Source organism: Sporolactobacillus sp. THM19-2 (genome assembly GCF_004153195.1).
Classification (GTDB): Bacteria; Bacillota; Bacilli; order Bacillales; family Sporolactobacillaceae; genus Sporolactobacillus.
The window spans coordinates 27,961-53,750 of sequence record NZ_SEMC01000002.1; the positions used below are offsets into that span (position 1 = coordinate 27,961).

At 42.3% G+C, this 25,790-nt stretch carries 22 protein-coding genes; 2 read left to right on the top strand and 20 right to left on the bottom strand.

Annotated elements, in window-relative coordinates:
• From rfbD to galU, 17 genes are all read right to left on the bottom strand, one after another.
• Entirely contained in the window at positions 1 to 849 is an 849-nt protein-coding gene (gene rfbD, locus EWH91_RS01995) for a dTDP-4-dehydrorhamnose reductase (protein ID WP_129928348.1), read from the bottom strand.
• Entirely contained in the window at positions 839 to 1,861 is a 1,023-nt protein-coding gene (gene rfbB / locus EWH91_RS02000) for a dTDP-glucose 4,6-dehydratase (RefSeq protein ID WP_129928349.1), read from the bottom strand. The genes rfbD and rfbB overlap by 11 nt, the downstream gene beginning before the upstream one ends.
• The gene (gene rfbC, locus EWH91_RS02005) at positions 1,861 to 2,424 is read right to left on the bottom strand and encodes a dTDP-4-dehydrorhamnose 3,5-epimerase (protein ID WP_206184268.1); all 564 of its coding nucleotides are present in this window, start codon (positions 2,422 to 2,424) and stop codon (positions 1,861 to 1,863) included. The genes rfbB and rfbC overlap by 1 nt, the downstream gene beginning before the upstream one ends.
• Positions 2,425 to 2,458: 34 nt before the next feature.
• Complete coding sequence (gene rfbA, locus EWH91_RS02010; protein WP_129928351.1) at positions 2,459 to 3,331, bottom strand: glucose-1-phosphate thymidylyltransferase RfbA; 873 nt, start codon at positions 3,329 to 3,331, stop codon at positions 2,459 to 2,461.
• 605 nt (positions 3,332 to 3,936) lie between these two features.
• A complete protein-coding gene (locus EWH91_RS02015; protein ID WP_129928352.1) occupies positions 3,937 to 6,399 on the bottom strand; it encodes a GW domain-containing glycosaminoglycan-binding protein in 2,463 nt (820 codons plus the stop codon).
• A 162-nt stretch (positions 6,400 to 6,561) separates the two neighbouring features.
• A complete protein-coding gene (locus tag EWH91_RS02020; protein ID WP_129928353.1) occupies positions 6,562 to 8,853 on the bottom strand; it encodes a YfhO family protein in 2,292 nt (763 codons plus the stop codon).
• 240 nt (positions 8,854 to 9,093) lie between these two features.
• The gene (locus EWH91_RS02025; protein WP_165364213.1) at positions 9,094 to 10,119 is read right to left on the bottom strand and encodes an acyltransferase; all 1,026 of its coding nucleotides are present in this window, start codon (positions 10,117 to 10,119) and stop codon (positions 9,094 to 9,096) included.
• Positions 10,120 to 10,229: 110 nt separating this feature from the next.
• The gene (locus tag EWH91_RS02030) at positions 10,230 to 11,678 is read right to left on the bottom strand and encodes a flippase (RefSeq protein ID WP_129928355.1); all 1,449 of its coding nucleotides are present in this window, start codon (positions 11,676 to 11,678) and stop codon (positions 10,230 to 10,232) included.
• 3 nt (positions 11,679 to 11,681) lie between these two features.
• Entirely contained in the window at positions 11,682 to 12,803 is a 1,122-nt protein-coding gene (glf, locus tag EWH91_RS02035; protein WP_129928356.1) for a UDP-galactopyranose mutase, read from the bottom strand.
• Complete coding sequence (locus EWH91_RS02040; protein ID WP_129928357.1) at positions 12,803 to 13,870, bottom strand: glycosyltransferase; 1,068 nt, start codon at positions 13,868 to 13,870, stop codon at positions 12,803 to 12,805. Before EWH91_RS02040 ends, glf begins: the two co-directional genes overlap by 1 nt.
• Positions 13,871 to 13,931: 61 nt before the next feature.
• Positions 13,932 to 14,954, bottom strand: coding sequence for a glycosyltransferase family 2 protein (locus EWH91_RS02045; RefSeq protein ID WP_129928358.1), 1,023 nt, complete (start codon positions 14,952 to 14,954; stop codon positions 13,932 to 13,934).
• 1 nt (position 14,955) lies between these two features.
• The gene (locus tag EWH91_RS02050; RefSeq protein ID WP_129928359.1) at positions 14,956 to 16,164 is read right to left on the bottom strand and encodes a hypothetical protein; all 1,209 of its coding nucleotides are present in this window, start codon (positions 16,162 to 16,164) and stop codon (positions 14,956 to 14,958) included.
• Between the two features lie 27 nt (positions 16,165 to 16,191).
• Positions 16,192 to 17,259 (bottom strand): lipopolysaccharide 1,6-galactosyltransferase, encoded by a 1,068-nt coding sequence (gene waaB, locus EWH91_RS02055; protein ID WP_129928360.1) that lies wholly within the window; start codon positions 17,257 to 17,259, stop codon positions 16,192 to 16,194.
• Positions 17,260 to 17,289: 30 nt separating this feature from the next.
• Positions 17,290 to 18,417, bottom strand: a complete 1,128-nt coding sequence (locus EWH91_RS02060; protein ID WP_165364214.1) for a glycosyltransferase family 1 protein — start codon at positions 18,415 to 18,417, stop codon at positions 17,290 to 17,292.
• Between the two features lie 62 nt (positions 18,418 to 18,479).
• On the bottom strand, positions 18,480 to 19,325 hold the full coding sequence (locus EWH91_RS02065; protein ID WP_129928362.1) for a DUF4422 domain-containing protein: 846 nt from the start codon (positions 19,323 to 19,325) through the stop codon (positions 18,480 to 18,482).
• Positions 19,326 to 19,395: 70 nt separating this feature from the next.
• A complete protein-coding gene (locus EWH91_RS02070; RefSeq protein ID WP_129928363.1) occupies positions 19,396 to 20,088 on the bottom strand; it encodes a sugar transferase in 693 nt (230 codons plus the stop codon).
• A 32-nt stretch (positions 20,089 to 20,120) separates the two neighbouring features.
• On the bottom strand, positions 20,121 to 21,002 hold the full coding sequence (gene galU / locus EWH91_RS02075; protein WP_129928364.1) for a UTP--glucose-1-phosphate uridylyltransferase GalU: 882 nt from the start codon (positions 21,000 to 21,002) through the stop codon (positions 20,121 to 20,123).
• Positions 21,003 to 21,531: 529 nt separating this feature from the next.
• Between galU and EWH91_RS02080 the strand changes: the two genes are divergently transcribed.
• A complete protein-coding gene (locus EWH91_RS02080; protein WP_129928365.1) occupies positions 21,532 to 22,188 on the top strand; it encodes a potassium channel family protein in 657 nt (218 codons plus the stop codon).
• Positions 22,189 to 22,228: 40 nt separating this feature from the next.
• On the top strand, positions 22,229 to 23,581 hold the full coding sequence (locus EWH91_RS02085; RefSeq protein ID WP_129928366.1) for a TrkH family potassium uptake protein: 1,353 nt from the start codon (positions 22,229 to 22,231) through the stop codon (positions 23,579 to 23,581).
• Positions 23,582 to 24,714: 1,133 nt separating this feature from the next.
• Here the strand turns inward: EWH91_RS02085 and EWH91_RS14410 are convergent.
• The 3 genes from EWH91_RS14410 to EWH91_RS02095 form a co-directional block, all read right to left on the bottom strand.
• The gene (locus EWH91_RS14410; protein WP_165364215.1) at positions 24,715 to 24,855 is read right to left on the bottom strand and encodes a hypothetical protein; all 141 of its coding nucleotides are present in this window, start codon (positions 24,853 to 24,855) and stop codon (positions 24,715 to 24,717) included.
• 46 nt (positions 24,856 to 24,901) lie between these two features.
• Positions 24,902 to 25,135: an IS3 family transposase gene (locus EWH91_RS02090; RefSeq protein ID WP_165364216.1), complete on the bottom strand. Its 234-nt coding sequence runs from the start codon at positions 25,133 to 25,135 to the stop codon at positions 24,902 to 24,904.
• 116 nt (positions 25,136 to 25,251) lie between these two features.
• Complete coding sequence (locus EWH91_RS02095; RefSeq protein WP_129928368.1) at positions 25,252 to 25,752, bottom strand: helix-turn-helix domain-containing protein; 501 nt, start codon at positions 25,750 to 25,752, stop codon at positions 25,252 to 25,254.
• Positions 25,753 to 25,790 lie beyond the last annotated feature (38 nt).

Sequence of the window (25,790 nt, forward strand, 5' to 3'; positions counted from 1 at the left end):
TTATCTTTTCATACTGAGAAAGTCTTTCAAGCCACTTTTCCAATTCTCTACTTCATCAAATCCGTTCAGTCGCAGTGCCATATGTTCGAATACGGAGTTGTGGGGACGCTTCGCCGGTCGCGGGAATTCCTCAGTCGTGCAGGGGGCGACCTGAATGTCGATGCCCTTGATTTCAAAAATAGCTTTCGCAAACTCGTACCACGTGCAGCTGCCGGAATTGGAAATATGGTAAGTGCCGTATTGGTCCGTCTGAATTAATTCAATAATTTTTGCAGCAAGATCCCTTGTCCAGGTGGGGCAGCCGCGCTGATCATTGACAACTTTCAGCCGGTCATGGTTTTCCGCCAGTTTCAGCATTGTTTTCACAAAATTGCCGCCGTACTGACCATACACCCAGGACGTTCTGGTAATAAAGTATTTAGTCGAGAAGTCATGAACGAACTGCTCTCCGGCATATTTGGACTGTCCATAGACGCCAAGCGGTGAGGGCTGATCGAATTCGGAGTACGTGCCCTCCTTTTCACCGTTAAATACATAATCGGTGCTTACATAGACAAGCTTTGCGCCAGCCTCCTCGGCTGCTATAGCGACATTGCGCGTCCCATAGGCATTGACCAGAAAAGCCCCGTTACGATCGGTTTCCGCCTTGTCTACAGCTGTATAAGCGGCGGTGTGGCAGACCACATCCGGATGAATGGTTTGAAACACGTCACGCACCTGACTCAGATTCGTAATATCCAGATCCCGGTGACCGAGTCCAAAAGTTTCATAGCCCCTGTTCTGCAGCATCAGGGTCAGTTCCGTACCGAGCTGGCCGTGTCCGCCGGTGACGAGAACTTTAGTTGACATAACTTTTCGCCCCATACTGCTTCTTATAATAATCCATGTATTCGCCAGATTTGATCTTACGCCACCATTCTTCATGATCGAGGTACCACTGGATCGTCTCTTTGATCCCTGTTTCAAACGTGTATTGCGGTTTCCAGCCCAGTTCCGTTTCGATCTTTGTCGGATCGATAGCGTAGCGGCGATCATGGCCAAGGCGGTCGGTGACATGTTTAATCAGATCGCGGGACTTGCCCAGCGTATCGACAATCAGCTCGACAATGTAGATATTCTGCTTTTCATTATGTCCGCCGACATTGTAGATTTCTCCAGGCTTGCCTTTGTGCAGAACAAGATCGATCGCCGCGCAGTGATCTTCAACGTAGAGCCAGTCACGAATATTTTTGCCGTCACCGTAAACCGGAAGCTCTTTACCTTCAAGGGCGTTTGTAATGACCAGCGGGATCAGTTTTTCCGGAAAATGGTACGGACCGTAGTTGTTCGAACAGCGCGTAATATTGACGTTCATGCCATAGGTTTCATAATAGGCACGGACCATCATGTCTGCGGAAGCCTTGCTCGCCGAATACGGACTGTTCGGTGCCAGCGGCGTGGTCTCCGTAAAGTAGCCGTCCGGGCCCAGTGAACCATACACTTCGTCTGTCGAGATCTGCAGGTATTTATTGATCTTCCTGCTTTTCGCCACATCAAGCAGTGTCTGCGTCCCCAGCACGTTTGTTTTTACAAATATGTCCGGTTCAGTGATACTGCGGTCAACATGCGATTCCGCGGCAAAATTGACGACGGTATCTATACCGAACTGGTTGATCACATGTTCAAGCAGCTCGCGGTTGCGGATATCGCCATGAACAAAATGATAGTTCGGATGATTTTCAACGTCCTTCAGATTTTCCAGATTACCGGCATAGGTCAGTAAATCATAATTGACCACCGTATCTTCCGGATGCAGGCGGATCATATGATGGACAAAATTGCTGCCGATAAAGCCGGCGCCGCCGGTCACAAGCAGTTTCATCAGTCTTCAGCCCCCATCTCAAAGTTGATCTCCGCATCCTTCAAAAGCGGATGATGCTTGTCTTTTTCAGAAAGAATCGGATCACTGACCGGCCATTCAATACCGATGTCAGGGTCGTTCCACATGATCCCCCGATCCTGTTCCGGTGCATAATACGCGTCCACTTTGTAGAATACATTAACATTCGGAGTCAGCGTGCAGAATCCGTGAGCAAAACCTTTGGGAATCAGCAGCTGGCGACGATTATATTCGCTCAGAATAAAGCCGCCCCATTTTCCGAATGTCGGGGAGCCCTTGCGGATATCAACAACCACATCAAGAATCGCTCCGGTCAGTGCCCGTAACAATTTGGTCTGACACTTCGGATTCAGCTGATAATGCAGGCCGCGGACAATCCCCGGTTCACTTGAAAGCGACTGATTATCCTGAACAAAGTTAATATGTAATCCTTCTTCTTCGAAATCCTTCTCATTGTAGCTTTCCATAAAGTACCCGCGATTATCCCCGAAGGCTTTGGGCTCAATAATCTTGACCCCTTTCAGGGATGTATCCGTTACTTTAATTTTCGACACACAGAAACACCTGCCATTCAATAATTTACACTCTGACTTTAAGCATATTAAGAAGATATTTCCCATAACCGTTTTTCTTGAGCGGCTGGGCCAGTTCATAGAGCTTATCGGCATCAATATAGCCTTTACGATAGGCGATTTCCTCCGGGCATGCCACTTTCAGACTCTGCCGGTTCTCCACCGTCTGAATAAACATAGAAGCATCAAGCAGAGAGTCATGCGTCCCCGTATCCAGCCAGGCGAATCCGCGACCGAGCAGTTCCACGTTCAGCATGCCCTGCTTCAGATACGCTTCATTGACCGATGTGATTTCCAGTTCTCCGCGGGCCGATGGTTTGATGCTTTTCGCGATATCTACTACCTGGTTGTCGTAGAAATAGAGGCCCGTAACCGCGTAAGTTGATTTCGGCACAGCCGGTTTTTCTTCAATAGAAATCACCTTACCCTGATCATTAAATTCGACAACACCAAACCGTTCCGGATCTTTCACGTTATAACCAAATACAGTGGCCCCTGCCTCCTGCGAGGCGGCTTTCTTTAAAATATCTGTAAACCCGTGACCATAGAAAATGTTATCTCCTAAAATAAGAGCAACATGGTCATCACCGATAAATTCTTCCCCTAACAGGAATGCCTGAGCGAGACCATCCGGACTGGGCTGCACCTTATATTGGAGATGGAGACCCCAGTCAGACCCGTTCCCCAGAAGTTCCTGAAAGCGCGGCGTATCCTTTGGGGTTGAGATAATCAGGATATCTCTGATCCCTGCCAGCATGAGCACAGACAGGGGATAATAAATCATCGGTTTATCGTAAATAGGTAACAGTTGTTTAGAAATTGACCGGGTGATCGGGTACAGGCGCGTCCCGCTGCCACCGGCAAGAATTATTCCTTTCATAATCTCACATCCTATTGATCATCTATCAGATTATTTGACATGATATTAAAATATGACTATAGTTCCCTTAATAACTGAATTTCAATATTCATTCTATTTTTAAATCAATACGTATCCTTCGATCCCGTCAGCAGTGCAATAATGAGAAACGGGCCCCAAGTCATGTTAGACCTATCAAAAACGCATGAGTTTATGTTTACATAATCCATAAGGATAACAATATTATAGCACAGTTCATGGCGGACAAAATGTAAAAAACCGGCAATCTAAAAGTCAATGAACAACCCGCTTCCGTAAACAAAGTAATAGGCTCAGCTATGGCGGCATGACTCTTCTCATACATGTCATCACTGATAACCTGTATCCATAGGCACATGCTATCTGAAATATATTTGTTCTGGCTGTTTTCCACAAATAGTAATCAGTTACGCCATTGACCGGGTTTACAATGACGAACGACCACCAAGATTTCTCCAATATTTTCCCAATACGAAACCTTGTAAGGATGATGCTTAATCCTATCCCATTTCCCAGATTACTGTATTTTGCTGGAGATAAAAAAAAATCGATGGAGACCCGTCGACTAATATTTACTGTATCCATTTTTATTGATATTGTGGAACATCAAAAATAAGTTTGTAACTGGACAGAAGATCATATAATTGTTTGATCTCATCGGTTTGTTTCACGGCCCACCCGATGTCAGTCGCATATTGATGACTGGCCGGAGCAGCCGGATTCCACCGCATTTTATAGAGTGTATTCTGCTGATATCGTGGATTATGAATATAATTCTGCCCGATAAACTGTGCACCACCTAATATGGCCGCCTCTGGAGTAAACCATTTGTGCGAATAGGCAAACTCAGCACCATGCCTGATTGGATCGGAATCATTTGCACCTATCCCGAACATATTATAAACGGTTTTCCCGTTATACACTACACCGTTAGCAAGTTCGGATCTGCCATTTCCTGTTTCATGCAATGCATGTGAGATTAAGTATATCTCATTAATATTTGTATTTCTGGCAGCCTGTAAAAATACTTCGGCCTTACCTGATAATATGCCCATGTTGCTGAGTATTCGACTGTTGACTTCATCCGCATATACATTAGTTACTGCAGATAATTTCAGAAACTGGAAATACTCTGTTGTTTCACGGGAATAACTGACCGGATCCATTGCATGTCTGACATCAGCGGGACTGGCATTGATCCATCCAGTCTGAAAGTCGACCTGATACCAGGAACCCGTTTTCTGGATGACCTTTACTTTTTTACCTGTGTTTACTTGTGTAATCATCCAAAAGTTTGTTCCCGGACCACCCCGAACATTCCACTTCCCATTAATCACTGTAGCCTGATTCCCTGATTTCTTCAGAGCATCCTGATAAATATACATTGGGTAGTCACTGTCCGTCTTTGCACCGGAATTAACCTGCTTCTGAACGGCCTCGTTCAGGGTGTAATCATAGTGGGTCTGCTGATATTCTTTAACCAGAATAATAGCTGATTTATCCATCCAGCCTAAGATCCGTCCATCAACACGAATCTGATAATAAGTGCTCCGTGCCGTTTTTGCTTCTCTCAGAATTTCAGCTTGTTTCCCATTATAATACGACGCAAAATTAATCCAGTAGACTTTTGGAAGAGGATATGGACCGCTCCAGATGCCATCCCAGTTGTGGGCGTGAATTTGGCCGACAAAATTGACCGATTTATTATACTCCAGGCCACTTTTCACCGAAGAGAACACTCGTTTATCTGCCCAGCCAATGGTTTGACCGTCAATTCTGAATTGATAGTAAGTACCGTGGTTGGTTTTTGCCTCTCTGATAATCTCAGCCTGCTTACCATCATATTTAGAAGCAAAAGCCTTCCAATACACGCCGGGTACCTGATAAGGAGCACTCCAGACACCATCCCAATTTTCAGGATTCAGTTGTCCTACATAGTAAACTTCCTTATCGTAATACTTCCGATCTCTAACCTCCGGAACAGCGCTCTTGTCAACCCAGCCTATCGGTTCTCCATTTGTTCCAATCTGGTAATAAGTCCCCAGATAGGTCTTTGCTTCTCTTAAAATATCTAGCTGTTTTCCATTATACTTTGAAGCGAAGCCAGACCAACTGGCCCCTGGAAGCGGATACGGAGCACTCCAGATGCCATCCCAGCTTCTCGGCTTGAGTATTCCTGCCAGGGAAACTTCTTTATTGTAAACCTGACCATTTTTAACTGACTGAAAAGCTGTTTTATCAACCCAGCCGATCACCCGACCGTTGATACGGAACTGGTAATAGATTCCGTGGTTGGTCCTGGCTTCACGGGTAATGTCTACTATTCTTCCACTATACTTGGAAGCTGAACCCCGCCACGCAGCGCCAGGTGTTCTGTATGGTGCACTCCAGACCCCGTCCCAGGATTTTGGACTCATCTTTGCTGAATAAAAGACTTCTTTGTTGTAGTATGTACGGTCTCCAAGATTTTGAATGGTATTTTTATCTGTCCAGCCAATGGTTCGCCCATTTAACTGAAATTGATAGTACGTTCCCCGCGTTGTCCTGGCTTCACGGATGATATTTACCTGCTTACCATTATAGTTGGAAGCCCTGTCCTTCCATTGTGCTCCCGGAACAGGATAAGGCGCGCTCCAGATACTGTCCCAGCTCCTGGCATGAACAGTGCCGGCTAAGGAAACAACTTTATTGTAGGATAAACCGCTTTTTACTGAGCGAAAACCCGCTTTGTCTATCCAGCCAATAGTCTGATTGTTGATCCTGAACTGATCATACACACCATGACTAGTCTGGGCTTCACGAATAAGTTCTACCTGCTTCCCTTTGAACTTTGAGGCATAACCCAGCCATTGCGCACCATTGACCCCGTACGGCTTACTCCAGATCCCATCCCAGCTTCTGGGCGCGACCTGAGCGGTATTATAGATCTCTTTGTTATAGGTCAACCCATCTTTTGCAAGTGCTTCAGGAGCTGGGGTGATGACTATAAAAAAGATCGAGATCAATGCTGCCACAATCACTGTTTCTACTATTCTCTTAATCTGTTTCACCGGTTGTTTTGACACCTCCTTTATTTTTTTTTAGTAAGTTCCCTTTTGCAATTGTCAGTAAAGAACCTGACGGGCAGACAGGAGCTGACAGTTTTTATACTACTATCAACTTTCAAATATATCAAGGCAAGGCCAATCTGAATGGCCTGTTCTCTGCTCACTTCAGTTCATGGGCCTCTCCAATTTCCTCGCACCTGTCAAATAAAGCAGGAGAACCACCAGAGATAGTGCAGAGATGATGGAGCCGGCTTTCAGTCCGGAAGGCATATACCGAAATCGTATGGTATTATTACCTTTTTCAACAGGCAGGGCCATAAACCCATTTGCTTCTATAATCTGAACGGGTACACCATTCACAGATGCCTTCCATCCTTTATCAAATGGAACGCTGAAAAAAGCAACCTTATCCGATCCTGAATGGATTTTTGAGATAAATCCGGTATTTGAGCGACTAAAGGAGTAAGAGGACTCTCTGTTTCGAGTCTGCACGTCATCCCGATAGTGTGCTTGATCAAGCGCCTGTAATTGTCTTAACGGTATAGGACGTAACCGCCCCCTGACTTCATCAACACGCTCGTCGGAAATCACGACTGCCTTCAGCAGTGCCAGATGTCTTTTCTCCGGAGGAATATTCCTGAACTGCGTCTCTGTCATATAATAATCGTATGTAAAACCAACAGGCAGATAATCTTTGTTTCGATAAACATAAATAACATTTGATCCGTTGTCATAGCTTTTATAGAGCCTGTCTTCATTGTTTCGGGTTAAGGTCAGATAATATTTTTCGGAAAGAAACGGCTTTAAAGCATAATCAGACGGCTGAATTTCCGTGAAGATGCCAAACGTACGGGGATGGCCCAGATTATTGTAAAATTTAAAGATTGAGCCATTAATCGTACTTGAAAAAGAATTGTCCGACAGGACGCGACTCGTTAAAGATAAATTATGATTGACTGATGTTGTATTCACCCGATAAGTTTCATCGTCCGGCAAGTCGAGATCCCTCCCCGTTTTCACCACGGTATGATATATTTCCGCAGAAGACTGATCCGGCTTCAACGTTTGCATTTTATAAATATTTACCCATCCGGTCACTGCGGCCATCCCGACAAGGCATGAAATGATCAGCCTGTCCGAACAATGTGTTTTTATTAATCCGTATGAAAGAAGTAAGCCGCCCAGAGCAATCCCCGCATAGATTAAAAATAATTTTTCATGCAGAATCGCTCCTTTTACCCCGGGATTCCAGGGATAAAACATAAGAAATAAGATAAAGACGCCTGTCATGATTCCCGTCAAGGTGATGCTGCGCGGCAGGTTAAACCGCTTCTTATTATTCAGCACAATTGCCGAAATAAGAGCCATAATCAGCACAGGCATATAGAACCATCGCGCATAATAATGCGCATTAAGAGCATAAAAAAGGCTGTTCAGTACAGGAATAAAAGCAAGAATAATCATGATTATGGTCATTCTGGACAACCAGTTGCGTCTCCCCTTTAGAAAAGCAACAACCAGAGAAACGCTGAACAGGGGGAGATACGCTGACGATGATGAGAAGTCAGACTTTATAATCGCCGATTGATCAGGCATGATATCGGCCGGCAGGAAGAGTGCCTTAAGAAGCATCAGATATCTGTTCCCATCAAAAACTACCGAACTGGGTCCGTACAGGAAAGAACTCGCCCGTGGATTTTCGATCGTGAACAATATAGACGGCAAAAGCAAAAAGCAGGCCATCCCAACACCCAGGCATCCTTCAAAAAGGACTTTTGGTAATGACCGGAAGTATACCTTAAAATCTGTAAACAAATAACGAATGCAAAAGTACAAGATAAGAAAAACCACTTCACCGACAAAAAAGAAGTAATTGAGCAGCGCATTGAGCAGTACGGCTACGGCAAACCATCCCGATTTTCTGTCCAGCACCAGTTTATCCAGTCCTACCATTAACAGTGGAAAAAGTGCAACGACATCATGAAAATGATTAAACATCAAATTAACCGTCGAAAAGCCTGAGAAAGCATAAATCAAAGCACCTATAATGGCAGGATTCATGCTTACATAGCGTTTGATAAAAGCATAGGCAGTCAGACCGGCAACACAATATTTTAAAATGAGCAGCGGACCGATAAGATAGGGGAAAAATGATGAAGGAAATAAAAGACTTAACCAGAAAAATGGACTGCCTAACGTATAAAAACTGAAGGCTCCGATAAAACTGCTGCCCAGGTCGACATGCCAGTTCCAGAAAACATTTCCGCTTTTAATCGCCTCATTACTCTGCATATTAAAAGGAATCTGCTGAAAGTTAAAATCATCAACAAGAGTGAACAATCCACCATTTTTTATGATAAAAGGAACAGTCATGAGGCCGGCTGTCAGAAGACAGAGTAAAAATACTTTCAGGTAACCCGGATCTATGGACTTGCTTCTATTTCTCCAGTGTAGCATTTTAAATCGAACCCCTTGAAATCAATGTTGTTCAGACATGGTTAGTCAAATCAAAGTTGCGGAGTTTTTTAGTTATCCTTCTGATTCTGAAAAGATGACTGGCATGATTTTCCTTATGCGCCGGATTTAAAAAAATCGGCATTAGTCCTTGTAGGGCTCAAATTATCGTCTCTTACATCTGTAATCTATATGGAAGCGTATAAGATTTGGACCATCATGCTTATCCTGAACCTGATATCGCTAAGGCATGATATGTTTGATTAAAGGCATTCTCTTCATGAAATAAACAGTCAGGGAACTAATAGCAAACACGATCACGGGGTGCACGGTCATATAATATAAAGAAGTATTGTCTACGTGAAAATAGCGATCCAGTTCAATAATCACAAAGAAGTGGATGATGTATACGCCAAAACTGGTTGAAGAAATGATTGTGAGCCATCTGGTCAATTTCGGTGTAATCAAGCTGTCCCATTTTATTGATTGGAACAGGACAAAAACCGCAACAGATAAGAAATAAACAAAAATAGAATTGTATTCAAAAAACAGCTGATTTAACTGTTTTGTGGGTAAACTGAAATAATAAGTTCCTATAGAAATGGCGATCCCACTGATGAATCCCAACAAATAAATGGTGTACCTCATTTTTTTATTTATACTAAACGTGACCAGGTACCAACCGGTCAGCACATAACTTAAAAATCCGCCTACAAGTGGTAAAGAGGTATACCATGGAACTGGCTGCTGCGCCATCCCAAAGACTATTGGAATAACTCCGGTTTGTAATAGACATAGTACAATAAAGTATTGTATTAACTTCTTATTCTCCTTCTTTGCAATAAGTGACAGAATAGGGATGCAGAGATATATTCCCAAGATAGTGTAAAAAAACCAAAAGATATTCTGTATATTATTGTAAAGAAATAATTTGGCAATATGCTTGATGGAAAAATCGGGCATCCAGCCTTTGAGATAGTTAAAAACAGCCCAGATGAAGCTCCATATTAAAAAAGGAATAAGGACACGCTTTATTCTCTTTTTAAAGAAAGTAGACGTGGAGTACCTTTCACGGTACGAAAGCAAATTAGCTCCACTAAGCATGAAGAAAATAGGAACTGGCCAATGAAAAAAGGATTGAATAAGCAGGCTTTCAAGCCAACTTCTATCTACTCTGAAATTAAAGACTGTTAAGGTACTATGCAGTACTACAACAAACAGGGCTGAGACACATGCAAGAAGATCCATATATAATACTCTTTTTTTCATCATAATCTCCCTAAACGAGCTTTAAATATCTCCAATATTTTTTAACACCTGATTTATTATTACTATGCCTTCTGGCTCTTGAACAATAAGCCATTGAATAATCCTGTTATTTATCTGCTGCCCTTGCTGAATATTTTCTTTGCTGACTCCACAACGAAAGTAAACACTTTAAGATTGGTCCTGCTCTTCAATAGAAAGAGCAGTAAGAAATATACAACTGATCCTGCAGCCACCTGAAAAAGGGTTGATCCGATTCCAACTGGCAGATGATTACCTATAAACCAGATGAGGAGAAACATAACGACCGAAGCTACAAGGTATTTCCAGAGAGAAGCGACAATTCTTTTTAACTGAATATCTCGCCACACGAACAGCAGTTGTACACCCGTTACTGCAAACTCAGCAATAACCGTAGAAATAGCTGTTCCTGCAGATTGGAAATTTGGAATCAGAATTAAGTTAAAAATAAAGTTCACGATGGCACCGACTGTGACAGATAATGTAAAAGGACGCATTCTGTTGAGTGGCATCAGGTATTGGACACCGAGCACATTACTCCAGGCAATGAACAGAATGATTGGACCGATGATACAGATTAACTGACCCGTTGTACTGAACCCGGGGCCGAAAAACCATGGGGTAAATCCCTGGGCAATACCGATGATTCCAAACATCATCGGCATCGCCATGTATGTAGCAAAATCTAAGGATTTTGTCAGATAGTCTTTGACTTTTTCTGTATGTCCCATCGCAAAAGTGTTTGAAACTCTGGGCAACATAACGACTCCCGTTGCTGTAACAACTGCGAGAATCATTTTTATTATTTTATCCGCATTATCAAAAAAGCCGACTTCGTTTGTAGTTGAAAGTGTACCGAGCATTGTTTTGTTCAGCACGGCATAGATCTGGATGGCAACCTGCGGCAGGAACAAAGTCATGGCAGGCATAAAATGTTTTTTAATGTCCCGCCACCTGATCTTCACCCTATTTACACTATCAGACAAATGGATATACATCGTCAGCTGCCCGAGCAGTTCTGTTAATGACAGGGCCAGTACATATTTCCATAAATCATCGGATGTTTGAACAAATACAAAAATGCTGGCTATCCCGATAAATTTCACAACTATATTTCTGAGCACAATCTTTTTAAAGTTCTCCAGCCCCATAAACAGCCAGGTGATATCCACGGCAGCCGAAATAATGTATATTGACTGAATCAGGAAAATCACCTGAAACCTGTCTATAAAGAGCAGGAATACGAGAAATGCGCTATAGGACAGAGCTGCTGTCAAAATTTTCAGAGCCATGATGCCCCAAAAAGTTTTGCTTAATTGATCCCTGTTATCTCTGACGTATGCTACGGACCGATTTCCATACATGGATATCCCAATTGTTCCAAACAGAATAAAATATTGAATGATGGAATTCGTGTAAGCATTTATACCCACCCCATTACTGCCCAGTACCCGCGAAATATACGGAACGGTGATTAATGGTGTGATGAGCACAAAAACCTGGTAAATAACATTGTAAATAAAATTTTTCGCAACACTCATGGATCAACACGAAGCCTTTTCATCAAATTCCCTTGCCACTGCCGCTAACGAAGCCGCGATCACCTGATGCATATCGTAGTACTGATACATGCCTAATCTTCCGCCAAAAAGAACGTTTGGCGTCCGATCTGCCAGCTTCTTATATTTCCTGTACAAAGCATTATTTTTTTCATCATTCATGGGATAATAGGGTTCATCACCCCTTTCCCAATTTAATGGGAATTCTCGTGTGATTACTGTCTTGGGCTGGTCGCCAAATTCAAAATGCTTATGCTCAATAATCCGAGTATAAGGCGTTTCAGCGTCTGTATAATTCACCACAGCATTTCCCTGAAAATTGTGCTGATTCAGTACCTCAGTTTCAAACTTTAAACTTCTGTATTCAAGTGTTCCAAACTGATAATTGAAGAACTGATCAATCATTCCAGTATAAATGATTTTAGGGTAACGCCTGAGATATTCATCTTTTCGGCTGAAGAAATCCGTGTTTAATTCTACATCAATCAGGTCACTGCTTAACATCTTATCAATGATTTGTGTATAGCCTCCAATAGGAATACCCTGGTATTTATCATTAAAGTAATTATTATCGTATGTAAACCGGACAGGCAGTCGCCTGATAATGAAAGGCGGCAGCTCGGTGGCTTTCCTGCCCCATTGTTTCTCTGTATATCCCTTAATTAATTTCAGATACACATCCGTTCCGATTAATGAGATGGCCTGTTCTTCAAGGTTCGTCGGTTTACCCAAATGTGCTTCAGCTTTCTGCTGCTCTATTTTTTCTCTGGCTTCCTCCGGAGTAACTACACCCCATAGTTTATTGAACGTATTCATATTAAAGGGAAGATTATATATTTCTCCCTTATAGTTCGCTATCGGGCTGTTGGTGTAACGGTTGAACTCTGCAAATTGATTCACGTAGCCCCAGATTTTCTTGTTGTTTGTATGAAAGATGTGGGCACCATACTTATGTACATTGATCCCTTCAATTTTCTCTGTGTAGATATTTCCGCCAATGTGGGAGCGTTTATCAATGACTTTAACTCTTTTTCCTCTTTTTGCCGCTTCACAGGCAAAAGTACTGCCGAACAGCCCGGATCCTACAATCAGATAATCATAATTCACTACTGTTTTACCTCCAGTATGTCTTTTTCGATGGATTCTATTGCCCGCTTAAAATAATAACCATGAGTACATCGTTGACTCATTTTGTTCACATTGTTCTTTATCTCTGCATATTTTTCTGAAGACAGTCTGCTTACCTGGTCCAGATCCGTCAGACGGTTGATGCAAAATCCAAGTCCATTTTTTTCAACGAAGCCGGAAATGGCTGATTTACTCCAAACGATGACAGGCAGACCCGCTGCAATATATAAGGATAATTTGTGTGGATTGTTGTATTTTAAATAATCGCCCATCATACCCGTACAGGCATTCAATTCCGGTCCATCCCAGATCAGGCCATAATCAGCATTCATACAGAAAGGTAAATCATCCGGGTCCTTCTTCCCATAATAGTCAATATGGCACTCCGGAACAACAGCTGTCTTATCAAAATGGGCACCATAAAGAGAATAGCGGAGTTGCTTATTGTTCACCTGATGTAATTGATAAAGAAAGCCACTTTTTTCGGTAGCAAGATTCCCAGCATAAGCGATACGAATACAATCTGGATCATACCTCTTATTGTTTTTTTCTCTGGACGGATCAATTAAATAATCAAACAGCTCAAGCTCGACTATTTTTGGCGTCACACCATTTGTTTTCAGCCAGCGTGTCATGATTTGATTGTGACTGATAATGTAATCAAATTGGTTAAGAAGTGACAGTTCTTCATCTTTTTCATCGGGATGGTATCTCAAGGCTTCGATATCATGAATGATACAAACTGTATGAACAGCAGGTTTCTCTGCTTTCATTTTTTTTATGTATTTTAAAAAAAATACTGGTTTTAAATTCATTAACGGGTGTTCAGCAATAAAAATGCTTTTTTTATTTTCGAATAAGCGGATTTTATGTAAGTTGTGCAATAGGGAAAACAATTTACTGAATTTTGAACGACCTTTATACAGCCAGACATAGTCCACATCAGAATATTGCTTTATTATTGAATAGATATCGTTCCGTGCTTTCGATCCTGCATTATATCTGTAGATGTTTGCTGTATTTTGCACAAGGAATAACTTTTTCATGAATGAATGTCCCCCAGGAGTTACGAACATTTTTTGATTAACATCTTCACAATTCCAGCGATTATTTAACTTTATACAAGTATTTTAACAACAGAAAGATGCTCTTTCGACGGGTATTCATAAATATTAGTTTCCTGATTTTCTCCCTCATTGAACCTGTTAAAGCCCTAAAGCTTATATTATTCAATGTTTTCTTAATTGGAGGCTCATTAATAAATGAATGTATTGTTTGTTTTTTTTCATTTTCATTCATTGGACAATCTTTATGGAAAACACTTTTCACTCCGTAAATTAATGTCACAATCCATTCATTATAAAGTAAATCCCTGAATTGATCCTGATATCCCCAACTCCTGATTAGTGTATCCAACTTCTGTGTTTCTTTAAATCTGATGTGAAAGTAGTCAGGCCGATATTTATTAGCAGCTGAATCTGGTCTCTGGACAATATAGTGATAATAAATTTTCTTATTCAGGCAAACCCGATCCAGGTTCTGATAAACAGAAAGGTTGAAGCGCGTATCTTCACCCATTGAGATATTCTCAAATTCGTACCTGTTCCCTACTAAATATGATCTCCTGTACAATTTGTTCCAAAGTGTATACATAATACTTAATGAGAAAAGCTCTTCAAAACGTAAGCGAAATGCCTGTTTGGACTTAAGAAATTCATTTTTTAGAGGGATCCGCTCCTTTCTGCGGACTTGTGTTTTATTTAGTTTTTCATCGTAATACCCAAAAATCACAAGATTTGCATCGTTATCATTGAGCAACTTTACATTATCTTCAAGTAATTGTGGATCCAAATAGTCATCAGAGTCGCAGAAATAAACATATTTTCCCTTTGATTCTGCCAGGCCTTTATTTCGCGAATTCCCCACACCACTATTGTTTTGATGAATAACTCTGATTCGAGCATCCTTCCGGGCATATGCATCACAGATTGCCCCGGACTTATCAGGAGAACCATCATCAATCAAAATCAGCTCAAAGTCGTTAAATGTCTGATTTAAGATACTGTCCACACACTTGGGAAGATATTTTTCCACCCTATATACAGGAACAATAACGCTGACTTCAACCATCTCATCCTAACTCCTTTTTCTTGGGTTGAATAAGTGGATTATTGATGACAAACTGACTCCATATGTTTCTTCCATTAAATGGTAAAAGGATGAATAATAGAATCGACGGCGGATAAATAAACAAATTGTACGCGTATCTTTCAAAGACACCGTATAGTAAACCAACAACTACAATTGACAGCTCAATCATCATATCTCTTCTGGCAAATAGAGTACTCTTTACGGCAACAAATAAGAAGGCAATGAAAAGCACAAGAATACCATGCTGAATCAGTATTCTTAAGTATGCCGAATCTACTACCCAATGCTCCATCCAATTTGTCTTTGGATTCATGATTTCAATGCTAAGTGGCATCGGTTGTCCGAATATACTGATTCCATATTTTTCTATATAATAGTGACCCTGAATTAATCTATTGGCTAACACATCATTAAGTAAATTATAAAATTTACTGTCTTTATATAGAATCGCAGGAAGGACTCCTAAGATAAAAGTTATCGGAACAGACAACAATAAAGTTATCTTTGCATAAGATTTTTGTAGTAGCTCTGTTTTTTCATTTAATACGAACAATATGATAAATAAGATTGTACATATAAGTGAGGTTCTTGAGAAAGTGATAAAATATGTTCCTATATTCAACAACCCTAAAATTGTTAGATGAAACCATCTGATCTTCTTAGAGAATAGATACAGAATTTCAATGGTAACACACATCATAATAAGTCCAAGAATATTTGGGTGAGAAAAACCTAATGATTGTCTAAGAATGCCATCTCTATTCAAAGTGGTATTCGGAATAATTTTCAGGAAAAAGCTTACTGATGTAACGATTATTAAAATAACCTGAAGAACAAGAGAAATTTTTAGCAGTTTCTTTACATCAACAGCACCCATTGCAGTTGTAAAAATAAGAGCATATAGTAATGTATAATCGAGGTTGACCTGTCCAGGAGCAGAAAAAATCTTGTAGTAGAAAATGGTTCCTATGATAATCATCGATACAGACGCAAAAGAAATAATTCGAACTAAATTAAATGATTCACTAAATACAAATGCTAACATTGCAAATCCGAATCCAATCACAATCATATAATTTGAAAGTGGTATTAATTCCTGAAAATTCGTTAAGTAAAAGAGAAAATAAGCTGACAACGTAATAAATGATATGTATATTAATAATGGGTGTAAGTTCTTTCGTGAAATCATTTTTTTCACCTCGTTATTTATTCTTTCTCAATTGTTCCACTGATAATCAATTCTACTTAATGCATTGTAAAAGTTTGTATAATAGTGTCCAACGTAAAATTTTTTGATCGACTTCTGGATCTCCACAGGATCAGGTAATTCCTTATGATTTATCAAATTCTGCAGTAACTTCTGAAGATCATTTAAATGTCCGGATTTATATAACCTTCCGTTTTTCCCTTCTTGAATGAGGTCCCTTGGGCCTGTCTCACAATCTGAACTAATACAATAAACTCCTCTTGAGATCGCCTCAGCAAGAACCATTGGTAAACCTTCATAAGCAGATGTTAATATGAGCGCTGTAACTTCCTTCATCTGATCCCAGGGGTCCGCAACATACCCGTGCCACTTAATTTTATCATTTATATGTAGTTGATCAGCATACCTCTGACACAAGGGCAAGTCCTGACCGTCTCCGTATACCTCAAGAATCCAATCCCCATTCAATCTTGATAATGACTCCAGTAAATCCTTTAAACGTTTTTGGCCTTCAAACTCGATTCTTCCCGCATAGAGAAAAATAGTATTCGACGTCGGCCTGGGGATAATCTGTTCAGAAGGTTTAAGCGGATTATAGATCGTAAAGATCCTTTCTTGAGGTATGTACAGTTCGCGTAATTGACGGGCAATTCCGGAACTGATCGCCAGGTGATAGTCTGCTTTAGGAACTAAACCCGTTCGAACTTTACTACTTTTCAACGAGAAATGAATCCATGAGACGATAGGGTATTTCCCGCGTGTTAATTTTCTTACGACGTTTACCAGTAAACAAATCATCGGATCCAGGCTGATAATCATATCCGGTCTTTCGTTATGTATGTATCTGAGCAGAGAGAAGAAATAAATCATATTACGAAGGATGATATTTCTGCTAAAGTGGGACTCCTGGTAAGGGAGTCCTTGCAGCCAGGCTTTATCCAGTGAACCTCCCAATACAAAAATATACGGCTCATACCCGGCTTTCTTTTTTATCATGAGTTGCACTACTGTTCTTAAAACAGTTTCTGTCCCCCCTTTTCCTGATATATGGGGAGCGATAAAAGCGATCTTTTTCATATGTTTTCTCCTATCAGCGCTCGATCATCATCACTTTAAACTGCAATAATATTTTTCTAAAAATTCGGCTGTCTCCCTCGCACTGTACCCATGTGATGCAATTTCATCGATGTGGCTTGTCCTGTTGTATTTATCTGTGATTCGCATAATTTCTTTCGCCCAGTATTCAGGCGTTTCACTCAGATTCATTTGATGCACCTGATCCGTTACATAGGCTTCATGAGGTATCCGTTCTGACACAAAACAAGGTAATCCACTCGCCTGCGCTTCCACCAGAACGATGCCCAGTCCTTCAAACAGTGAAGGAAAGACAAAAGCATCAAACGCCTGCATCAAATCGGGGATATCACTTCTGATACCCAGAAAATGTACTGACCCGGTCAGATTCTTTGCCTCAACAACTTGTTTCATTTCATCGATCAGAGAGCCCTGGCCAACAAGCAAAAGAACAGAATTTTCCCGCTTTCTGTGCACTTTTTCAAATATATCAAGAAGCTGCCGATGATTTTTTCTTTCTTCGAACACTCCAATATGTCCTATGACAAACTTGTCTGTCAAATTCAGTTTCTTACGCATCTGTTCCCGGATCCGGGGATTAAATTCAAATTGTTCAAGATCAATACCATTTTTTATAATTGTCACTTTATTTTTTTTAAATAACCCAGGATTATAAAACCATTTGGCAGCTTCAACTGAACAGGCAAAGAACCCGGTACCTGTTTTTTGTATAATCTTTTTCCCAATGTTGTGAAGTAGAAGTAATGCTATTGTCACTATTTTATGAGAGGATTCTGAACTAAAGTAAGTGTTATGCGAATGTAAGATAATATTTTTGATACCGTATTTCTTCGCATAAAGAATGGGGAGAAAATTCCAAAGCGCAGAATAATGAAAATGAATCACATCATAATGATTGCCAATCCGGGATAGTAATTTTTTCCATTGCTTAATATGGATGACTAAATCTTTGTTTGCCGGCGTAATATTGTACATTTTCCAGCCAAACTTTTTTACCCTGTGCAGATAGTCCTCTTTTCCACCAATATTAATGACATCAATGTGTACCTTTTCAGGATTTATCTTGGGGTAAATATTCATAATGAATTTTGTTAATCCACTTCCATTAAGAAAGTCCCCAACTATTAAAACCCTTTTCATAACTGACTCCTTGGACATTTTATGAACGGTCAAATCCAATATATTTTTTAGGCGCGTTATGTTCACTGCATATTATTAAATTTATACGCTTCAACAGCCTTTTTTTGTTTTGGGATTCTTTCAGTGTCTGCAGGATCTTCATGATTCGTTGTAAATTTATTCTTAAGAAAACCGAAAATTTTTCTGGGCCAGTTTTGTTTTTCCATAAACATGACCGGCATTTCCACGTAATGCACAGAGTTAACCGTCAGCCATACATCAAGTAACAACTCACTGATAAAACCGAACACTCTTGCTTCGTATGCCGAATAACCACTGATATCAATTCTTTTTTCCAGCCGAAAGAGGATATTGAAGAGCCATCTGGAATACACATGAAAAAGGTCTTTTCGCATAATCATCATATTAAACATGTGTGCCGACCTTCTGTTCATTACCAAATCAAAGGCCGGTAAATAAGCAGGACAAAAATCAGCTATAATCCTTCTCGTTGCCTCAAGATCACGACTGTAATGTGAATGGTTATAATGTGATGCCAGCGTTTCGATCCAGTAATGCCTTTTTTTAGGTAAAATGGCATCATAATGGCTTAAAAGCTCTTCAGCTTTTTCGTTAGTCAATATCTTATGCTTTTTATCTTTTGTCGGGCCGAGAAATATTCTGTCTGCACAAAAATGCCTGCGATAGTGGGCTAATCCGATGTAATCAGCATCCAGATTCTTCCACGCCCAGTACATCGCAGTCAATTCACAATAATTGGGATTTTTTCGAGATATATTATCTCCGGTATTATCCCCGGTATATAAATCCTGACTGCTGTATACTTTGCCCACCTGCAGGGGCAAATACATTTGATCATCAGGCATGTCATATTCTTTATGCGTTGCAATAACAACTTTAATGCTCATATGCTCCTCCAAAAAAGGTCGACTTAATGGTTTGAACTGATCCCATTATCATTATGTTCCGTGACCCTTTTCAATATGCACCCCTGCCGGTAAACAGCACAATAAAGGTTTTGAGTATAATTTTTATATCGAGTCGTAAATTTCTTTCTTTAATATACTTAAGATCCAATTCAACCATCTCGTGAAAACCCACACTGCTTCTGCCATTAACCTGCCACATGCCCGTACAGCCCGGTGTCACCAGGAGCCGCTGCAGGTCGCGCCTCGTGTACTGTTTCACTTCTCTGGGAAGCGGCGGCCTGGGACCGACAAGGCTCATGTCGCCCTTTAAAACGTTGATCAGCTGAGGCAGTTCGTCAAGGCTTGTCTTACGAATAAAATGCCCGATTTTTGTTACTCTCGGGTCATCTTTCATTTTGAACATGCAGCCTTCTGTCTCATTCCGACTGAGGATTTTATCCAGCATTTGTTCAGCGTTGGAGACCATTGATCGAAATTTATAAATCTTGAATTTTTTCCCGTTTCTCCCGACACGCAGTTGCTTAAAAAACACGTGACCCGCGGGATCTTCAATCTTAATGGCTAAAGCCAGGATAAGAAAAAGCGGCGAGAACAGGATGAGTCCTGTCAAAGCGCCAAAAAAGTCCATACATCTTTTAGCAAACAGGTACAGGGAAGAATCATGTACCAAAGATTTGCCGGTTCCCAAATATTCTGCTTGTTCCACAAAACGGCCCTCAAACTCTGTTCTCGAAATTGCCATTTTCTTACCCTCCTTTCCTCCGATCATTCAAATCATTCAAGCGGTAATTTATTTTCGTGCAGAATCCGTTCAATCCCTTTCAGAACGCCTTTCTGCAGATCCTTATTCTGCAGAGCCATTTCAATGTTGGTCAGGACAAAGCCAAGGGTTTCGCCGACATCGAACCGTTTGCCCTCAAACTGATAAGCAAAAACGCCCTGAAGTTCGTTCAGTTTCTGGATGGCATCGGTCAGCTGGATCTCGCCACCGGCACCGATTTCCTTCTTATCCAGGAAGCCAAAGATTTCCGGGGTCAGGACATACCGGCCAATAATCGCCAGGTTCGAAGGCGGGTTGGATTCCGGTTTTTCAACAAATTTGCTGACGTTATAGAGTCGACCGTCATTTGCTTTCGGGTCAATGATGCCATAACGTTTCGTTTCTTTCATCGGCACTTCCTTGACACCAAGCACGGAGCAGCCGGTTTTGTCGTATTGATCAATCAGCTGTTTGATGCACGGCTCTTTCGCCTGAACGATATCGTCGCCCAGCAGGACGGCAAAAGGCTCGTCGCCAATGAACTTGCGGGCGCACCAAACCGCGTGACCCAAACCTTTTGGCGACTTTTGTCTGATATAGTGGATATCGATCTTGGATGGCTCACGTACTTTTTCGAGCAAATCAAATTTCTTTTTATGAATCAAATTCTGTTCCAGTTCGTATGCAATATCAAAGTGGTCTTCAATAGCACGTTTCCCTTTTCCGGTTACGATAATAATATCTTCAATCCCGGCATCGACTGCTTCTTCGACGATATATTGAATCGTTGGTTTGTTCACAATCGGAAGCATTTCTTTAGGAAGCGCCTTGGTTGCCGGCAGGAATCGCGTTCCGAGTCCGGCAGCAGGAATTACAGCTTTTCTGACCTTTTTCATCAAATAACCCCCCGAGTCATTTCGGAAAATAATGTAACTCATGATACCCGCAGCACGTGTCTGCGTGCCGTTTATCAACGTCCTATGTGCTCAGCATCACATAATGAGCTATTATACATGATTGTCCGATCCAGGAAAAGTATAAACCAGGAATCGACAATATCCGGCGCGTCAAACTATTTGCATTATAGCATAGAATCGTATTCTGAGAAGAGGAAGATATGGGAAGAAAGTCACAGAACGCTGATGTAAAGGCATTCCTGTCTCCGTGTATCCTTGCCTTTACAGTTCGATTACATTTTTGTTTCAATGGTCAGATGGATTGTTCAATCAAAATGAATCACTCTATGGATCTCTCTCGCCTGTTTTTCACAGATAAACCGAAATAAAAGAAATTTTTTTCCCACGTTTTCGGCCGGTTTTCAGTGCGGATGGTCCGGGATTTACGGGTATTTGACATTTTTGTTTTCTGCCGTTACATTATAGGAAATCAGCGATTCTCGGATCTTTTTATGAAGGAAGTTTTTACATGAATAAACAGTTCGCGGTGATTGGACTCGGCCAGCTCGGGGCAAGCATTTGCACAGAGCTGAGCAATATGGGCTGCGAGGTTCTTGCTGTCGATACTGATCTGGATAAGGTCAATGATTTTTCAAATATTGTGACGCAGGCGGTGCAAGCGGATTCAACAGATGAGAAGGTCCTGCAGGCACTCGGGATCCGCAATTTCGATCACGTGATTGTGGCGATCGGCAGAAATATTCAGGCGAGCATTCTGACGACGCTGCTCCTGAAAGAGGCAGGCGTGAAGGAGATCTGGGCCAAAGCGCAAAATGATTATCACGAGAAGATTCTGAAGAAGCTCGGGGCAGACAAGATTATCCGGCCGGAAGTCGAGATCGGATTCCGTATTGCGCATCTGGCAACGGCGAACAAGATTCTCGATTATATCGAGCTGTCAAAGGATTACAGCATTATTGAAATTGAAGTGACGGACCAGCTGATTGGGAAGTCGATTATGGAGATTGACGTGCGGGCCAACTACGGCTGCAACGTGATTGCCATCCGGCGCAACCAGCAGGTGATCGTGCGGAATATCGGCGAACTGAAGCTTGATCGCGGCGATGTGCTGCTGATCATCGGAAAAAGTGAAGATCTGGAGCGGTTCGAACAGGAAGGCCTCTGAGTGCAGAGGCCTTTGTATTAAGTAAGGGACTGATACATTCATGTTGTTGTGGATAAGGAAAATACTCGCCCGGCTGGACCTGAAGCCAGTGACGTTTAATCCGCCGTTGCTCCTGTCCGGGCTGCTGGCTGCTCTGATCCTGATCGGGATGGTACTGCTGAAGCTGCCTGTGTCGACTGTCCGGCCGATTTCATGGCTGGATGCACTCTTTTTGTCTACTTCCGCTTCGACAGTGACGGGTCTTACGCTATTTGACGTCCCTGCGACATTCAGCCTGTTTGGTCAGATTGTTCTGATGGTACTAATTCAGGTTGGCGGCATCGGCGTGATGTCGTTTGCGGTCTTCTTTTTTGTCCTGATGGGTAAGAAAATATCCATCCGCCAGCGGCAGCTGATGCAGGAGGCGCTCGGTTCACCGTCCATCGGCGGTGTAATCCGGCTGGTCAGCTGGCTGTTCACGTTTTCTTTTGTGATTGAACTGGTTGGTGCTTTTTTCCTGGCCTTCCGTTTTATACCGGATTACGGCTGGGGACGCGGAATTTATTACAGCATTTTCCATTCGATCAGCGGATTTAACCAGGCGGGGTTCTCCCTTTTCCCCGGAAGTATGGCGCAGTACGTCGGTGACCCGATTGTCAATCTCACCCTGACGATGCTGATTACGCTGGGCGGTATCGGCTTTACGGTGCTGGCCGATCTCTTGTCGACGCGCCGTTTTCGTAAACTGCAGCTGCATTCACAGGTGATGCTCGTCGGTACGGTGATCATTAATGTTGGCGCCGTTCTCGCAATCTTCCTGATTGAAGCGGGCAATCCCCGGACTCTTGGCGCTTTGAGCGGATGGGATAAGGCATGGGCGGCTTTCTTTCAGGGTATCGCGCCACGGACGGCCGGATTCAGTACGTTTGATCCGGCCGGACTGAGCCAGGCGGCGCTCCTGCTGACGATGCTGATGATGTTTATCGGCGCCGGCAGCACATCAACGAGCGGTGGTATCAAGCTGACGACGTTCATGATTGTGGTGGCAGAAGTCGCTACGTTCCTGCGCGGGCGGCGTGAAGTGGTGTTAAACAAACGTACAATTAAACATCAGGTGATTGTCCGTGCGGTGTCGATTATCTCGATTTCCGTCGCTGTGGTGTTCCTGGCTCTGTTCTTACTGTGCCTGTCGGAGGATCTGCCATTTATGATGATTCTGTTTGAGGTGATCTCGGCATTCGGTACCGCCGGACTGTCCATCGGAGCGACTTCTGAGCTGTCCGTGTTCGGGCAAATTGTGATCATGTGCGTGATGTTCTTCGGCAAGGTTGGCCCACTGACCCTCGCCTTTTCCGTCACCCGCCGCTCAAAAGTGGATATCCGCTATCCGGATGGAGAGATCTATACCGGGTGACAGGAGGAGGCGCTGTCTTCGAGGGTTGCCGAAATTCGGATCGACTTCTTGAGATTTTGGACCGACTTTTATTGGGGTTGGACCGACTTTTCATGGATTTGGACCGACTTTTTCGGGATTCGGATCGACTTTTTTCGGATTCGATCCGACTTTTTTCTGCTTTTGGACCAACTTTCTGAGATTTTGGACCGACTTTTCATGGATTCGGATCAACTATCCTGAGATTTTGGGATCAACTCTTCATGGATTCGGACCAACTTTTTTTGGGGGTTGGACTGACTTTCTGAGATTTCGGACCAACTTTTTCGGAATTCGGACCAACTTTTTTGGGATTCGGTCCGACTTTTTTCTGCTTCCGGACCAGCTTTTTCAGAATTCGGATCAACTTTTTCGGGATTCGGACCGACTTCTTGCGGATTCGGTCCGACTTTCTGAGATTTCGGACCAACTTTTCATGGATTCGGATCAACTTTTTTTAGGGGGTTGGACTGACTTTCTGAGATTTCGGACCAACTTTTTCGGGATTCGGATCGACTTTTTTCGGATTTGGACCAACTTTTTTTGCTTCCGGATCGACTTTCTGAGATTTTGGATCAACTTTTCATGGACTCGGTCCGACTTTTTCGGGACTCGGTCCGACTTTTTGAGATTTCGGACCAACTTTTCATGGATTCGGACCAACTTTTCATGGATTCGGACCAACTTTTCATGGATTCGGACCAACTTTTTCTGGTTCCGGACCGACTTTCCTGAAATTTGGACTGACTTTCTGAGATATTCGGATCAACTTTCCGCGGATTCGGACCAACTTTTCTGAAATTTGGACTGACTTTCTGAGATTTCTGGGGGAATGTCATTTGTTTTGTGTAAATGATTAATTTTCTTGGTTAGGTTCACACTGATAAAGCTCTTACCTGACAGGGGGATAGAGCGCTGCTGGAGAGTAACTCGAGCACCTGTCAGGGTTCAGCTAAAAAGGGGGAGAGGATCACTCTCTTCTTTTATTTTGCCCTTTTTTAGGAGAACTTAAAGCGTTAAACTCAAACGTCATAAATCTTTGTCTGGGAGACTGGACGTGAAGCGGTCCCCAAACATGATCCCGAGTTGCGCCCTGTTTCGCATAAGTGTTAAACTCACGCACGCCAGGCATCCAGAATTTCATCAGAATAGAGAGCCATAATTGATTCAAGATAGAGCCGTTCTTTGATGGTTTGGTGACCCCATCGGAATTCAGATACATCAGCGAGCAGCTTTTGGTAAGGACGATCGGTCATAAACCAGCGTTTCAGGTGATTCTTAGCGACCTTACCAACGGTCCCCTTAATAAGAACTGTGCTTACGGATCCGTTTGGTGTACGCCATCGACTGAAGGCCTTCTGCTCTCTTGATGCGTTGAACCTTTTTGTGATTCACTGTGAGATGACGGCTGTTCAGGGGCAGAATCACACGTCGATAGCCATAATCCGGGTTATCCAGCTTTATATTCATAATTTCGGCAGTGATTCGGTCCTCATCTTCATTCTGTTGTTTGCGATGGCGCTGATAGTCATACACACTCCTGGGCAGCTTTACCACCTGCAGAATATGGGTCAGAGAGTAGTTCTGCCTTTGCTCCGTAACGATTTGCGTTTGTTCCGCTCGCGTTGTACTCTCTGGCGAACTAAGGCATCTCATTTTTTTAAGTATTCATTCTCAATCCGAAGAAGCTCATTTTCCAATTCAAGATTCTTAAACCGCTGCGCGTCAGACTGAAGCGGATTTTTGGCCTTGTCGTTCCTGCTGGCTGTACTGTCCAGGTTCTTATGTTTCCCCATTGGTGGACGTCCTCGCTTGTTTTTTAGTCCGTCCACACCCATTGTCTCAAACCGTCGATCCCATTGATAGATCGTAGACGGTGAAGAGATATTGAAATGAAGAGCTGTACTTTCGAGTGATGATGAATGGTTCTCCTTCATCCAATTTAATACTTTCAATTTAAAATTGCAGGTATATTCCGGCCGTTGATCACAACTTTTAATTCCAGCCAGACCGTTTGTCTGATAGCGATGTACCCAGCTTAAAAAGTTTTTATCAGATGGAATATGATACTTATGACACAATGAGGTACATCCCATCCTTTCGAAATACTCACCAATCACTTTCACCTTAAAATCAATGGAATACTTGGTCATTGTAAAACCCCCTGAAGTTGAATTTTGTTGTCCAACTT

Excerpts from the sequence above, each read along its gene's own strand:
- EWH91_RS02060 (WP_165364214.1), bottom strand. The coding sequence starts at position 18,417 with ATGAAAAGGGTTTTAATAGTTGGGGACTTTCTTAATGGAAGTGGATTA.
- EWH91_RS02030 (WP_129928355.1), bottom strand. The coding sequence starts at position 11,678 with ATGAGTGTTGCGAAAAATTTTATTTACAATGTTATTTACCAGGTTTTT.
- EWH91_RS02050 (WP_129928359.1), bottom strand. The coding sequence starts at position 16,164 with ATGATTTCACGAAAGAACTTACACCCATTATTAATATACATATCATTT.
- EWH91_RS02045 (WP_129928358.1), bottom strand. The coding sequence starts at position 14,954 with ATGGTTGAAGTCAGCGTTATTGTTCCTGTATATAGGGTGGAAAAATAT.
- galU (WP_129928364.1), bottom strand. The coding sequence starts at position 21,002 with ATGAAAAAGGTCAGAAAAGCTGTAATTCCTGCTGCCGGACTCGGAACG.
- rfbB (WP_129928349.1), bottom strand. The coding sequence starts at position 1,861 with ATGAAACTGCTTGTGACCGGCGGCGCCGGCTTTATCGGCAGCAATTTT.
- EWH91_RS02080 (WP_129928365.1), top strand. The coding sequence starts at position 21,532 with ATGAATAAACAGTTCGCGGTGATTGGACTCGGCCAGCTCGGGGCAAGC.
- EWH91_RS02070 (WP_129928363.1), bottom strand. The coding sequence starts at position 20,088 with ATGGCAATTTCGAGAACAGAGTTTGAGGGCCGTTTTGTGGAACAAGCA.
- EWH91_RS02040 (WP_129928357.1), bottom strand. The coding sequence starts at position 13,870 with ATGAAAAAGTTATTCCTTGTGCAAAATACAGCAAACATCTACAGATAT.
- EWH91_RS02020 (WP_129928353.1), bottom strand. The coding sequence starts at position 8,853 with ATGCTACACTGGAGAAATAGAAGCAAGTCCATAGATCCGGGTTACCTG.
- EWH91_RS14410 (WP_165364215.1), bottom strand. The coding sequence starts at position 24,855 with ATGACCGATCGTCCTTACCAAAAGCTGCTCGCTGATGTATCTGAATTC.
- EWH91_RS02095 (WP_129928368.1), bottom strand. The coding sequence starts at position 25,752 with ATGACCAAGTATTCCATTGATTTTAAGGTGAAAGTGATTGGTGAGTAT.
- rfbD (WP_129928348.1), bottom strand. The coding sequence starts at position 849 with ATGTCAACTAAAGTTCTCGTCACCGGCGGACACGGCCAGCTCGGTACG.
- rfbA (WP_129928351.1), bottom strand. The coding sequence starts at position 3,331 with ATGAAAGGAATAATTCTTGCCGGTGGCAGCGGGACGCGCCTGTACCCG.
- EWH91_RS02085 (WP_129928366.1), top strand. The coding sequence starts at position 22,229 with ATGTTGTTGTGGATAAGGAAAATACTCGCCCGGCTGGACCTGAAGCCA.
- EWH91_RS02065 (WP_129928362.1), bottom strand. The coding sequence starts at position 19,325 with ATGAGCATTAAAGTTGTTATTGCAACGCATAAAGAATATGACATGCCT.
- waaB (WP_129928360.1), bottom strand. The coding sequence starts at position 17,259 with ATGAAAAAGATCGCTTTTATCGCTCCCCATATATCAGGAAAAGGGGGG.
- EWH91_RS02025 (WP_165364213.1), bottom strand. The coding sequence starts at position 10,119 with ATGAAAAAAAGAGTATTATATATGGATCTTCTTGCATGTGTCTCAGCC.